At 48.3% G+C, this 14136-nt stretch carries 13 protein-coding genes; 1 reads left to right on the plus strand and 12 read right to left on the minus strand.

The window, feature by feature from the left end; translation table 11 throughout:
* Positions 1-101 precede the first annotated feature (101 nt).
* Together H5T74_14305 and H5T74_14310 are read right to left on the minus strand one after the other, a co-directional pair.
* Positions 102-431 carry an ATP-binding protein gene (locus H5T74_14305; GenBank protein ID MBC7231548.1) on the minus strand — a complete coding sequence of 110 codons (330 nt, stop codon included), beginning with the start codon at positions 429-431 and terminating at the stop codon, positions 102-104.
* Positions 418-1653: an IS21 family transposase gene (locus tag H5T74_14310; protein MBC7231549.1), complete on the minus strand. Its 1236-nt coding sequence runs from the start codon at positions 1651-1653 to the stop codon at positions 418-420. The genes H5T74_14305 and H5T74_14310 overlap by 14 nt, the downstream gene beginning before the upstream one ends.
* 116 nt (positions 1654-1769) lie before the next feature.
* Here H5T74_14310 and H5T74_14315 point away from each other — a divergent pair, with 116 nt between their 5' ends.
* Positions 1770-1997: a hypothetical protein gene (locus H5T74_14315; GenBank protein MBC7231550.1), complete on the plus strand. Its 228-nt coding sequence runs from the start codon at positions 1770-1772 to the stop codon at positions 1995-1997.
* 557 nt (positions 1998-2554) lie between these two features.
* Here H5T74_14315 and H5T74_14320 read toward each other — a convergent pair.
* The 10 genes from H5T74_14320 to H5T74_14365 form a co-directional block, all read right to left on the minus strand.
* Positions 2555-3661 (minus strand): glycosyltransferase family 4 protein, encoded by a 1107-nt coding sequence (locus H5T74_14320; protein ID MBC7231551.1) that lies wholly within the window; start codon positions 3659-3661, stop codon positions 2555-2557.
* An 18-nt stretch (positions 3662-3679) separates the two neighbouring features.
* Complete coding sequence (locus tag H5T74_14325) at positions 3680-4804, minus strand: N-acetyl sugar amidotransferase (protein ID MBC7231552.1); 1125 nt, start codon at positions 4802-4804, stop codon at positions 3680-3682.
* A gap of 22 nt (positions 4805-4826) precedes the next feature.
* Positions 4827-5924 (minus strand): glycosyltransferase, encoded by a 1098-nt coding sequence (locus tag H5T74_14330; GenBank protein ID MBC7231553.1) that lies wholly within the window; start codon positions 5922-5924, stop codon positions 4827-4829.
* A 106-nt stretch (positions 5925-6030) separates the two neighbouring features.
* Positions 6031-7518, minus strand: coding sequence for an O-antigen ligase family protein (locus H5T74_14335; protein MBC7231554.1), 1488 nt, complete (start codon positions 7516-7518; stop codon positions 6031-6033).
* Positions 7515-8786 (minus strand): glycosyltransferase family 4 protein, encoded by a 1272-nt coding sequence (locus tag H5T74_14340; GenBank protein MBC7231555.1) that lies wholly within the window; start codon positions 8784-8786, stop codon positions 7515-7517. The genes H5T74_14335 and H5T74_14340 overlap by 4 nt, the downstream gene beginning before the upstream one ends.
* Positions 8787-10133 carry a flippase gene (locus tag H5T74_14345; GenBank protein ID MBC7231556.1) on the minus strand — a complete coding sequence of 449 codons (1347 nt, stop codon included), beginning with the start codon at positions 10131-10133 and terminating at the stop codon, positions 8787-8789.
* 45 nt (positions 10134-10178) lie between these two features.
* The gene (locus H5T74_14350; GenBank protein MBC7231557.1) at positions 10179-12266 is read right to left on the minus strand and encodes an FkbM family methyltransferase; all 2088 of its coding nucleotides are present in this window, start codon (positions 12264-12266) and stop codon (positions 10179-10181) included.
* Positions 12266-13450 carry a UDP-N-acetyl glucosamine 2-epimerase gene (locus H5T74_14355; GenBank protein ID MBC7231558.1) on the minus strand — a complete coding sequence of 395 codons (1185 nt, stop codon included), beginning with the start codon at positions 13448-13450 and terminating at the stop codon, positions 12266-12268. The genes H5T74_14350 and H5T74_14355 overlap by 1 nt, the downstream gene beginning before the upstream one ends.
* Entirely contained in the window at positions 13447-13752 is a 306-nt protein-coding gene (locus H5T74_14360) for a TIGR04076 family protein (protein ID MBC7231559.1), read from the minus strand. The genes H5T74_14355 and H5T74_14360 overlap by 4 nt, the downstream gene beginning before the upstream one ends.
* Before the next feature lie 18 nt (positions 13753-13770).
* Positions 13771-14136, minus strand: a 366-nt coding sequence (locus tag H5T74_14365) for a DegT/DnrJ/EryC1/StrS family aminotransferase (protein MBC7231560.1), incomplete at its 5' end; no start/stop codon positions are given.

Below are 14136 nucleotides of genomic sequence, written 5' to 3' on the forward strand. Positions count from 1 at the left end.
TGATATGGCTCAACGATCGGTATTTATGCTGGAGATGGTCCGCTACCAGGCTTGTTCAAGATGAAAAACGTGATGAACAGTGGATTGTAGAGAGGAGTGCATTATGTCAGGGCCTCGGGCGGGCCCAAAAGGAGCAGGTTCTCGTGGTTCTTTATGAAGCGCAGGCTGCGGAGCTCCGCTACCACCTTGGGGTCGAGGTCGGGCAGGTAAGCGAAGTCGAAGCTCTCCAGGGTCTTTACCTGCGGGAAGTGGGCCAGGCGCATGAGCATGGTCTCTCGCTTTGTGGCGCGATCGGCGAGCTCCAGCCTGAGCACGCTGGCCAGGAAATCGCCGTAGGATTGCTTCTTGCGGGTGGCCTCGAGCACCAGCTCGTCTAAGGCCCGGGCGGTGGCGTTTAGGCCGACGGCCTCGAGGTCATCAGCTATCTCCACTCGCCACCTCCTCATAGACGGAGAGGTCGCGTTTCTCCACCACGTAAGGGGAAAGTCCCATCTCCTCGAGCCTTACCAGCGTCTCTAGAGCCTGCTCAGCTCCCGGTACCCCCTGCCAGTGGTCCGGGTTGAGGAGCCGGGCGCCCGCACCCTTGGGCCTCCTCGCATAGGAGGCCAGAAGGGCCCCGCGGGTCGAATAGATGATCACTTCCTGCGGGGTTGCGCGCAGTCTGATCTCCTTGCCGGCGAAGGCCGCCGGAGCGGAGTAGAGGTTGCCCTCGAAGGAGATGAAACAGTCCCGGGAGACGCTTCTGCGGTGGCTTACCGCGTAGGCAAAGGGCTCTGAGGGAAGCGGCAGCAGGTAGGAGCGCTCGAGCTCCAGGCGCTCTGCCGGCGCCATGCCGGTGGTGGCATGGGTGCGGGCGTTGTAGGAGGCGTCGCAGCAGGAGAGCTCGTACTCTAAGTGCTCGAGGTCCAGGAAGGTATGGGCATAGAGGAAAGTCTTCACCACCCCGATGGGCCGTTCCACCTTGCCCTTGGTCTGGGCCCGGTAGGGCCAGCAAGCCCGGGTGCTGGTGCCGTAGTGGGCGCAGAAGCGCAGCCACTCATCGGCGATCACCGCGTCCTCACCCGGGCGGCGGGGCCTCACCACCACCGGCTTCTGGTTATCTAAGAGGACTTCTTGCAGTATGCCGCCCGCGGAGGAGAAGGCGTCGGCGAGCCCCGCTATGAGCGATTGCCTGGTCTCATCGGGGGTCACCAGCGTCTTGCGCCAGCGGGAGAAGCCGAGCAGGTACACCAGCAGGATCACGGGGGATCTGCCGGAGAGGAAGGAGACCTTGGCCTCGCCGAAGTCGGCTTGGGCCTGGTATCCGGGCAGGGTCTCAAAGCGGACGGTGGCTATCTGGGCCAGCTCCTCCCGCCGGGAGCGCACGTAGTCCTTGACGATGGTGTAGCCGCCCTCGTAACCCAGGGGCTTGAGCCTCTCGTAGATGATGGTGGACCTCATCTTGGGCCGCATCTCCAGCCAGCTGTCTATGACCATCTTGAAGGCATCCAGCTTGGAGCTCCGTTCTCTTCCCTTTGCCTGGGGAGGCTCCTCTTCCTCGCAGAGCCTCTTGGCGGTCCTTCTGTCTATCCCCAGAAGTTCCCCTATCTCCACGTAGCTCATCCCTTGAGCGCGCAGGCTCTTGGCGTCCATCCAGGTCTTCTCCCGGTACATAGAACCCCTCCTTTCTTTTCAAAAGAGGGATTCTTCCTGTCTCTGTCGTTATCCTATTAGCTTGGACTGCTATGTACATTTCTATTCCGCCATAATGTGTACATTTTTACACCGCCGTGGACACCTACTGCCGGTGTACCTCCGACCCCAAGGCGCTGCATGGCCCCTACTACGAGTGGACCCGCTACGTGGACGGCCGCCTTGTCCACAGGACGCTGTCGCCGGAGCAGGCGGAGATGCTCGAGCAAGCTATTGCCAACCACCGTGAGATAAAAGCCCTCCTCGACGACTGGAAGCACGAATCAGCCGAGATCATCCTTGGGGCGAAGAAGGCAAAAGGCTAGCTGAGCTGGGAACTTAATTCGGAGAAAACTCTTCGGAGATGCGCGGAATGGGAGACCGGCCCACCTCGGAACAGATATTCCGTCTCTTCAGCCTGGTCGAGAGGCATACGCTTCTGCAAAACGGGCGTGAGGTTCAGCGGTTCGAACCCGATTTGACCGAGCTGCAGAAGCAGGTTCTTGCCCTGCTCGGCGTTCCCGAAAGCGCCTATCGCCGATGTCCCCAGCCCGGTGGATAATTAGGGAGAAAACCGTTTTGAGATGCGCGGAATGGGAGGTTGGCGGCGAGCTCAGCGACGATTTTGCCGTCATCCCATCGCACCCTTTTTACCCTGTGGCCCTTCAGTCCCAGAGTCAGGCGTAGTAGACTTGAGATGTGCATTTCTCCCTCCTGTTTCCTGGTCATGTTTACAGCAACCAGAAAATAGGGGGAGAATGCCTTTATGGCAAGGTTTGCTTGGGTTCAGCTACACACAGATTCTTGTGAGGACCCCTGATATGATATCGTCTACTTCGGACATATCAGATTACCGCAAAACAGTTTCGGATCACTTACGACCTCATGACATTGCTTTGTAAAACTCTATCAATTTCGTAGCCTCGCTCTCCCAGTTGTATTTATCCTTTATCGCTTCCTGCCCGCGTTTTCCCATTGCCTCAGCCTCCTCTTGGTGTTCCATTATCCAGGTAATTGCCTCCGCTATTTCCCTCGGATCTAAGGGATTCACCAATATCCCGCACCCTGTCTCCTCAATTATTCTCCTCCACAACGGAAAATCCGACACAATTACCGGCAAACCTGCGGCCATGTATTCAAATAGCTTGGTTGGTTGTGACTCCACGTGATTTGGTAAAGGGTGAAACGTTAAAATTCCGGCACGCACATTCCCTAATCTATCAGCCAGATTCTCTCGATCCTGCCATCCAATATACTCTACATGCTCCCATCCTAATATGTTAGCAACATCATTGCGCAGATAATGCGGATAGAATCGGCCCGCTAAAATCAATCTCACATTTATATCCTTGCCTACAAGGTTTAATGCATGTATCACTTCCTTGATTCCTCGCTCCTCTGAAATGACTCCCATATATATTACGTATTTTGGTCTCTCCCCGTATGGAAAACGTTTACCCATCCTAAATTCTTCCAACAAAGGGAAGTTCTGGACCATTATCGTTTTATGCCTAGGAAAACGCTCGAGTATGGTCGGTGTTGCAGCAACTGTTCCATCTATCATATGCGAAGTTACATATTCGACTACCCAAGCTAAAAATGATGCCGGCTTCCGCATTATCCGGGGAATCCAATCCTTGCCCATGATCTGTTTGGGTACATCCTCATGTACATCATAGATAACACGAGCACCCTTTAGTTTAAGAAATAACCCGTATATTAGAAGCTCGGGATCGTGTAGATGATATATATCGCCTTCTTCTAGGTCGGCCAGTTGATATGCTTTCCTAGTGAGAAACAACATCCTGGCCATACGATTCTCTGGCTCAGGCAATCCAGCTACTCTTACCCCTTCTACAACTTCGGTATACTTTTTCCTTGCAATCAATGTCACCCTATATCCATTAGCTACCAGGGTCTTGGCCTCCTTATGGAATATCCTGGTATCGAACGCAGGGTGTACAGTTGAAATATGCACGACCTTTTTCATTATTTTCTGGCATTCTCCTTACAAACCATACCGTCTTCTTCTTATGCCAAGTATTTCTACAATCTTATCCTTAATCATAAAGAGCATTTTTGACGAAGGGAATTCCTCGTGCCTTCTTTGTGGAAGTGCCAGAATGCTCTCCCATTCTTCCAACGAAATGCCAAGTTTTTGAGCGATATATTTCTTGTCTTCCTCAAGTAGCTCCTCGCTTGGATATGGTGGTTCTTTTAGTTGCTCAAGTGCCGCTTCTCTTGTCATTTGACCAGAAAGTATCATGCTTGAATAATGTGCCCTTCTCTTATCAATACCAAATTTCATGGGTAGGTAATATCCCTGGAAAAAGCGCGTTAAGACCGATTCATAATGTTTTGCTCCATAGTCTCTCCAGCCCAGTTTATTGATCAAGTATTCTTTTGCCTCAAATCTCTTATATGGAATGTAATCAAGCAACCTGATTTCCCTGACACCTTTAATGAAAGGGTAGTAGAAATAACGTTTCCAGAAACTTAACATGGGGAAATTTCGCAATGGCCTTGACCCGAATTGCCTATGTATTGATAACATGTGACGGAGATCACCAGCATTATAACCCCATGATGCAGGCAATATCGATTCAGTTGCTAGATTTCCCCCCGTCAAGATGTATTTAATCCCTTCTTTTGCAGCCTTGTCATATAAGGCCGCAAGGAAAGCATGGTCTTGAGGAATCTCGCAGTTCTTAACCGATGCTTTATAAAAAGCCAGCTGCAAATCTACCATTTCATACCAATCTACTGATATTATTTCTAAATCGACCTTTAAACTATCCGTAATACTCTTTACATTACTTGTAGATTGAGCGGTATTCCACCCGGTGTCGATATGGATAGCAAGTGGCTTTAGCCCAGCTTCAATAGCGATACATGCCAGATATGAGCTATCTACACCACCACTAATGCCTAAAATTGAATCATATTTTCCATGCGCTCTTGATGATTTGATGCTATCTGTTATTTGTTTAAAATGTATCTTTTCTTTATCCTGTGTAGCTCGTATCAGTATGGGCTTAACATTATGCTCGAAATAATCACAGAAACCACATATACCACTAACATTAAATGTTATTTCCTCCGCCGAAGTGTCCATAACGCAACGATTACACATTCTATATGAAGTTTTCATTTTATTAGTCCCTGTTTTTGCTCAGTATATCTTCATAGATCCGATTCAACATGCCTACAACCCTTCTTTCACCAAACCTATTCACGCAATCCCTCTTAATTTCTATAGGATCATATAGCTTCAACTCGCTTACCATTTTACGCATGGCTTCAGCCATTTTATTATTACTACCAGGCGGCACCAATATTCCATTCACATTATTTATTATGTCTCGTGGGCCACCACAATCTGTGGCAATAACCGGCTTACCACAAGCAAGTGCCTCGATTATGACAACACCAAAGGTTTCATAATAGCTGTTTAGAACAAATATATCGCATTCCAGCATCTCCCGTAATACATTATTTCTGTTAAGATAACCAAGAAATTCTACTTGGTTGCGAATGCCAAGTACGTTTGTTAATTCTTCTAAACTTCTTCTCTTAGGCCCATCGCCTCCTATGCGCAAATATACGTTCTGTCCTTTAAAAGAATCTGCAAACGCTCTTATCAATCCCTCAAAATTTTTCCCATCAACCAAGTTACCGATTGATATAATTCTCACTCCCCCATGACTATGATTTCTATTAATGTCATCAATATCTATACGTTCAAAATCTGTATCAAGTATATTCGGAACACATTCAATTATGTTGTTAATTTCCGGGTATCTTCTCTCCAACTCTTGGCAAAGAAAGCTGCTGACACATATAATCCGTCTTGCTTTTCTATATGTCTGTCTTATTAATTTGTCTTCCCATGGCTTTATCCTATTTGTTATATGTGCGCTGCTATGTTCTGTTATTACAAATGGCAACTTATACTCCTCTGCGATTTTCACTGCGATAAAACCGGCAAAGACAGCATTATGAGCATGCAAAATATCTGGCATTCCGTTTTCCCATGAATAATTTTTAAATATGCTAATACCTATTTTTGACATATACTTCGCCGACAGGTATGGTGTTCTGCCTGGTATCCACATCCAACCATTGTTGCAATAGGTCCAAATCCCTTCATCGTTGATTATCTTATGCTCTTTCCAAGACTCATCCCTGTAATGCCTATAATTAATAAAATCACGGAGCGATCTAGGCATAGGAGATATTACTCCTACTCTCAACCCCGCTCTCTTTAAAGCTTGCGCCTGATGTCGTTGGAATATACCTGCTAAAGGACTCTCTCGATCAAAATATCGTTCCGAAGGAATTATTAATACATGCATATTTCTAGGCTATCTTCTTTATCCGAGAAATAGATGCCAAGCTGAATGAAATCATCAACCAATGTGGAGCCAATGCCATTACCGAACTCGAGCTCCAGCTAGCAATCGTGAAGCCAACCAAGGATAGTAGCAACGCTTCGCATATCATTTTCATTATTCCCTCCAGCCTTTTATAAGCTTTCCATAAATATAACAGGATATTATAATAGAAGAAAAGGTAACCAAAAAATACTAATACTCCATAGTTAACTAATAACTCCAGCCACCAACTGTGAGGGTTTGTTATGCCATGTGTGTAATATTTTGGTCTGTATTCCATCCAATATTCTGCATTGCCAGCCCCCACTCCTAGGCCATAAGTGGAAACAAAAAAAGAAATGCTATTTCTCGCAAGATTCCATCTTGTAGTGCCTTGACCTCCTTGCACAGGTAGTTCAAACATCAGGGAGGATGTGCTTTCTTGAACTTCGGTTATTGTAGTGGACGCAATCATGGGAAACGCGAGATAAAGCACAACTACAAACAGTAAAATGAATAATATAAATCCTATTTTCCTGTAATTCTTTAAGAGGAATAAAAACATCACAGACAGTTCGAGGAAAACTGCAAGCAAATTTCCGCGAGACTGTGCCTTTAATATCAAGTAAATTCCAAGTAATACACATAATACACCAAGTATCTTCAAGGATATTCTTTTGTTATAACGAGTCAAGCTAATGGCGAATGGAATGCAAATCGAAATAAATGTGGCATAGTCATTCGGATTATTGAAAGTTCCTGTTGGCCGGTATCTTACCTGAGAAGCAACTGCAGGATGTAATAGGAGCAACCTCTCTTTGCTATATCCTGATATAGGTAAATGATGCCCAGTTATATTTTCCCATAAGCCTATAAGGAGCAATGCAATCAACGCGCCTATCCATATATTGAACAATCGTCTAAGGTCGTTTTCATTATCAAAATAATAGGCGTGAAAAAAAATCAGGGATATTCCTGTAGTAAGAAACGTAATATTCCTAATTGCATCAAATGTTGAATGGGCCCATGTCACAGAGACGATTGCGAACATCAACCATACGATGAGAAATATCATGAAGCCTTTTATTCTATTTACGTTTGACAACTCCCTTGGGCAATGGGCAAGATACCCGATACAGAAAGCGAACCATAGGGCGATTAGCAAGATCCTTAAAGGGAAGAGGGCGAAGGTGCCAACTTCAAAAGTAAGAACTGCGGAACCAAGGAATCCGGATATAACCGCCATATAAGCAAGAATTCGCTCAATTGATAATATTTTAATATCGGCCTTTGCAAAAATGTATAATAGAACGACGATTATCAACACAATACTGATTGTATATACATAGACATTGAATACATGTGCTGCAATAAATCCAGCTAGTAATGCGGATATCACACAGAGAACCCACATCAACGGGCTTGACCAATTATTGAATATGGTTTTCTGTCTACTAGCAATCTTGCTTATCATCCCTCGCCCTCAGGTTTACAGCAGATTTTGTTCAAGAAACTTCCGCTGCTCTGCTTCATTATTAGCCTGTTAATTGATTCTATCTCTGCACCTATCCTCTCATCCCAGCTCCAGAAATTTGCCTTGGCAAACTCATAAGCACCTTTTCCAAGCCTATCACGAAACGTCTCGTTTTGAAGCAAATCAATAATAATAGATGGCAATCTATCCAGCTCTTCTTCTTCTAGCAATATTCCATTTACACCATTAACAATGATATTTCCAGTATCGCCATTGTTTATAGTAACAATACATCTTCCGGCAATCATGGCTTCAAGTAATGGATTCCCTAGATTCGAAAAGTCATAAAGAGATAGAAAAATATCTGCTGCTGCTAAATAAGTCGGTATTTCAGTATGAGGCACGGCACCAACGAATCGTACATATTCGCTGACGCCTAGCTTGAGAGCAAGATTCTCTAACCTTTCGAGCTCAGGGCCATCCCCGACAATAACAAGCAATGCATCAGGACATTTCTCTACCACTCCTTTTATGCATTTAACCGCACGATCCACACGTTTCCAGCTGACTAATCTGCTGATACATAGGACAACATGATAGTTATCTAATCCAAGAGCTACCTTTGCACGTTGGTATTGCGGTGCCCTATCGAATAAATCCCAATCGACACCGTTCATCCAGAAACATACCTTACTCGTATTAATACCTAGCCCTTGCAAAACTCTATCCCCTTGTGTTCCATCGTTTGTCATAATGATCAAGTCAGCTGGAATTCTTAACCCTACAGCATGCTCCCAGGCTCGTATAAATTTTAACCGCTTCCCTTCCCAGAAAACACCATAACTGGTTCCTTGAAATCTAGCCACTAAAGGTACGCCCAATATAAGAGATATGACTTTTGCCACAGGCATCGCATCAACTTCATAGCCGTATATAACATCAATTTTAGCAATCCGTGATATCTTATATGCTTCTATGAAAGCTCTCATCTGAAAATGCAACCACCAAATGAGCCGAACAATAAAGCTTATTTCTTTAATTTTCATTAGATACGAAAGGAACGAAGGAGTCATAAAACGAATGACATGTATGTTCTTGGCGATATCGTCATTGATATCATCTCTTTTGTTTCCCGTTACGAAATATACATTCCATCCATTTTCAGAATAAACAGTAAGAGTCTTGTATAGGGCAGGGCCACCCTTACCGTCACCAAGCGACCAATAATCCAATGCAGATATTATTAAGATAGCTTTCTTCTTTTTCATCTAACCTCTCCGGAGCTTCTTCCTCATCCATCGAATAGACCGATTAGCGATACCATAGTATAGTGATAAATCTCCTGGCTGAGGAAGTATGACCTTCGTCCACCTATTTCCTGAAATGCGACAATAAAAGAATAGAGCCAGGAGGAAAGTGACCGAATACGATGCAGTTGATGCCCATGCAGCTCCGACAATTCCGTAGCGAGGAATCCAGATGCTGTTCAAGGCCACATTCGTAACCACAGCCGCCAAGCCTGTATAGATGTTTAACCGCGGAAAACCGCGACCGGCAAGGTCGTTGGCCAGAACCCGACCGGCGCTAAGCATTATTACCCCGATGATTAAAGCTCGTAGCGCTCCGACGGCAGGCAAGAACGCTTCTGAAAAGAGAAAAAGTATTATCCAGCGGCTAAGGAGCGCCAACACCAAGGCTCCGATTGCGGTTGTCCATAACACGGTGCGGGCCACAAGAGGCGTAAAGTCTTTCTGTCTCTCCTCTTCTCTTTCCGCCGCTATTCGTGGAAAAAGAACTGTACTGGCTGAATGAGAAACCATCCATATCTTCTCGATGAGCCCAACCGCAATGGCATATAATCCAACCGCTGCAGGATCAAGAAATATATTTACCATGAACATATCGATCCGATAGTTCAGGAAGCCAAGAATGTTAGCCAGGTGTGCTTGTGCTCCGTATGCTGCAGCCTTTTTAATATAAGTCTTATTCGGCTTGAGAATAATCCCATCAGCAATTCGTTTTGCCAAGATAAACACAATAATATTGACAATAAGCCAGGAAAATATCCCGGCAAGCACTGCTCCGGTTACATCTCCCTTTGCTCCCAGCAGGGCAAATGCGATAAAAGCAAGAAAGAGGACGGACTGTATGATCTGGACGTAATTGTACTCTTTGATGCGCTGTGCTCCCAGCAAGATGCAGTTGACATAAGAGAAGAATAATTCAAGTGGTACGAGGGTCAACGCTATAAGTAGATAATTAAGCGAAACGCCTGGGAAAACGGCTTGCCGAAAGAAAAAGACAACAACCAGACCAACGAGTACGCCCGAACCGCCTATGAATAGGCTTAGGAGCGCGTCGTTTCCGAAGATCTCTTGCCGTCGAAAATCCCCGCGAGCTATATAAAATACTGTTGCCGGTCCAATTCCCAAGTTGCCTAACGTCACAATCATGGTCGGCAGAAGCATAGCAAGGGCATAGATGCCTCTTCCTTCTGGACCCAGCATTCTTGCCAAAATAACGGATGCTGGAATTCCCAATAGAAAACTCAAGATGCCGCTGATAAAAGTTATGGCAGTTCCTTGGATGAATTTCCCGTCCTTTTCTCTTTCCATATATACCTTTCTTAAATTCAAAGTGTTTCTGCCTGTGTCGCTTTATCATTTACTGTCTTTGGGGAGTGCAATATTCTCTGCCAAATAATAATTACTGGACCAAGATGACTCCTTTAGCATATATCCTGCTCTTGAGAGAAAGTCAAAAATCTGTGCATAATCTCTTGATATCTCTATAACCACCATTTCTGTTCTTGGCAGGGTTTTCTGTGCACCCTTTAATGCCTCATATTCTGCCCCTTCCACGTCTATCTTCATGATCTTGATGAGGCCGAAGTCTTTGCATATATCGTCGATTCTTGTCAGCCTTGTCTTCTCGACCATTTTGTCTTCCGTTTGTACTTCATTATCTCTTTCGAGATACCCTTGGCCGAAAAAGCCATCTCTAAACCTTATTCTCCCTTGTCTTCCAGATTCGCTCCACGCTGCGGCCTCAATAACCTCTATATTGTCAGCTGCGTTCAAGGAAATATTTCTCCTGAGCTGTTCTGCATTTCTCGGGTTTGCCTCGATGGCGATCACCCGACCCGCTTTACCAACCTTCCTGGCAGCAAGGAGGGAATAATAGCCAATATTACTGCCAACATCAACAAAAACATCTCCATCATCTAATGAACCTAATATCGCTTCATGGATGTCACCTTCCCTAAAAGGGAGTACTAAATAGATGTCGTCTGATCTCTTTCTTATATGGAAAGAGACACCATAGTCTTTAAAGCAAACAGTGCACGGGAATCGGCAAATCAGATTTCGGCGAACCCTCGGATGCAACATGCACCATATGATATCTATAAGAGCGGAAGCGCAGAGCGCTGCTTCATCCCTAATGGATGTTCCTTTCAGGTTTCTCAGGATTCTTGACCAAAGTTTCACCCTATAGTAGACATACCAGGTGCGAAAATCGAATGGTCTCATCAGCTTCTTCAACAATCTTTTCCAGAATCCTTGGGGCTCGCGGCGCGTCATTCTGTAGAGCTTGCCGTACATCTTTCCTACTGCAGCGTAGCTGTATCGTTCTTCAGCGCGTCTTGCGATTTCATCGGGTTTAAAATCCCTATGATGATCTAGCATGAAGTCAATGGTTTGGGCTAATGCGGCAGAATCTCCAGGCGGAACCAGCCTTCCAGCATCTTCAGTAACAATCTCTTTTGGTCCTCCAATATTTGAGGCGATAATCGGTTTCCCGCAGGCCAAAGCCTCGATCAGCACGACGCCAAATGTTTCGACAAGACTGGGGAGGATGAATATATCGCAGTCTTTCATCGCCACTGCAACCTCTTCCCTTGTTTTCAAACCGTGAAAACTAACGAAGTCCTGCAAGCCTAGGCTTTGTACCATGCCTTCGTACTCGGCGCGATTCGGCCCATCTCCCACAACGTCAAGTTTGAAATCATCTCGCCTTTTCCTTAGTGAATCAAGGGCTTCGAGCAAATATGGAATGCCTTTCTTGGGATCCAGCAAGGCTACGAGGAGCAAGCGCTTTTTCTTGCTGACTTCCACAGCATCTCTATTTGGAGGGCTAAAAAGAGCGGTGTCCACGACATTGGGAATCACACAAAACCGTGCCCGGATGCCGTAGGCTTCTATGTGTTTTCTTAAATAATCGCTCACTGGACAAGAAAAAACAGCATGCTTGAAGGTGAACCTGGCTTTCATCAGCTCAAGACCACGCAGTTGGCCCCTAGGAAACGCCGAAGAATGTTCAGTTAACACCAGAGGTATATCGTACCTAATTCCCAACATTGCGGCAGGCACTCCCGCAGAATAAACATGGGCGTGTATGACATCTGGAATGAATCCTTCGCCAACTAGCTTTCGGAATGCTCTATAGATAACATAGAGATAAATCATGTATGTCGTTTTGGGAATAGGGGATTTTCTATAGCGCAGACGCAATGTGCGTATGCCATCTTCAAACTTATCCATTATTTGAACAAGACCTGAAATATCGTTGTCAACTCCCTCTGGATAAAGAACCACGACTTCGTTGTAGAGTGCCGTTGCCTTAACATGCTCGCGCACAAAGCTGCCCGCCACGGGGTTTTTCTTGGAAGGATACCATCCGGCAATATGCAAGACCTTGAGCTTCTCGGTTGCCTGCTCTCCAAGCTCACTCTCTCCATATTTGCTCATCAGACCCTCCCGATATTTGTAAACATGGACAGGAAGCTAACTATCCTGCTAGACGCATGACCATCGCCGTAAACCGGGGTTGCTTCATCGCCTTGCCTGCTTCCCTTGGCCGCTTGTTGTATGGCTTCCGGCTCCCATCCCGCAAGCACGTTCCACCCCGCCTCCACCGTCTCCACCCATTCCGTCTCCTCGCGCAGGGTCACGCAGGGCACCATGAAGAAGAAGGCCTCCTTCTGCACCCCGCCCGAATCGGTGATTATAACCCGGGCGCCCTTCTCCAGCGCCAGCATGTCGAGGTAGGATACCGGCTCGATGACCTTCACCCCCCGTACTCCGATGCCCGCCTCCTTAAGCGCCTTCCTGGTGCGGGGATGGGCGGGCAGGACCACGGGCAGCCCCTCTGCCGCGATCCTCTCCAGGCCCTCCATGATGCCGGCGAGCCTATCGACCCTGTCGGTGTTCTCCGCGCGGTGCAGGGTGGCCAGGGCGTATGCGCGGGGCGAGAGGCCCAGCTCTTCCAGGGCTTTGCTTTTCTTTTCGGAAAGGCTTGCGTAGAGCAGGGCGGCGTCGTACATCACGTCTCCGGTGTTTACCGCCAGCGGCCCGGAGCGGGAGGCATGCCCTGAGAGGAAGAGCTCCCCTGGGCCCCCTCGAGGGAGGAGGCGGCCCCCGTTCAAGACGTTCCCGAAACCCTCTCTCCGGAGGTTCTCCACGGCCGTGGCAGTGGGACAGAAGAGGATATCCGAGCAGTGGTCGGCGAGGACGCGGTTGTGCTCCTCGGGCATCCTGCGGTTGTACGACCTGAGGCCGGCTTCCACGTGGGCCACGGGGATGTGGAGCTTGGCGGCGGCCAACGCCCCCGCCAGGGTGGAGTTGGTGTCCCCGTAGACCAGCACCGCATCCGGCCTTTCTGCAAGCAGCACCTCCTCTACGCGCTTGAGCATCTCTCCCGTCTGGTAGGCGTGGGTGCCGGAGCCCACCCCCAGGTGGTGGTCGGGCACCTTGAGCCCCAGCTCATCGAAGAAGACCTGGCTCATCTCGTAGTCGTAGTGCTGGCCGGTGTGGACGAGGACCTCTCGGATGGGCGTGCCCCCCGCCTCCCGGTTGTGTTTCTGGATGGCCTTGAGCACGGGGGCGAGCTTTATGAACTGCGGGCGGGCCCCCACGACGTCCACGATCTTCATTCCCCCGCGCCCTCCCGCCTCACCGCGAAGAGCGCCGTCCCCCCGCCGGTGTGCCCACAGGGGTCAAGACATTGCAGGAAGGCCTCGTCCCCCTCCCGGCACAGCCCGAGATCCTTTGGGGATATCCTCCGGCTCAAGGCCACGTAGTAGGGGAGGAGGGAGGCCAGGGAGTGCATACACAGGGGCTTTTCGCTGTTCAGCATGAATCCCCTCTCTATGCGGAAGGTGTCCCCCGCCTCGTATGCGGGGCACCTCCCCTTGACCTCCACCACCCTTATCACCAGGTCGCCCGGGTCTTCCATTCTGCCTGACCTCTCCTTCTACCCGCCTTTTTTCGAGGCCCATTCCATAACCGCGGTCGTTACGCTCTCCGCCTCCCCGGGCTCAAGCAGCGGGTCCACGGGCAGGCTCAGCACCTGGGCGCAGGCCTTCTCGCTGTGCCCTAGGCCACCGTGAGCCTTTGCGCGCCCCCGGAAGGCCTCCATGCGGTGCAGGGGCACGGGGTAATAGACCGCCGTTGCTATGCCCCTTTCCCGCAGGTGTTCCGCGAGCTCGTCCCTTCTTCCCTCCCCCACCAGGACGGTGTACTGGTTGTAGGTGGGAAGGGCGCCTTGGGGGTGGGTGAGCACGGTTATTCCCTCGATGTCCCGGAGCGCCCGGTCGTAGAGGGCGGCGATCCTTCTCCT

It is taken from the genome of Actinomycetota bacterium (genome assembly GCA_014360645.1).
In the GTDB taxonomy this organism is placed as follows: Bacteria; Actinomycetota; Geothermincolia; order Geothermincolales; family RBG-13-55-18; genus Solincola_B.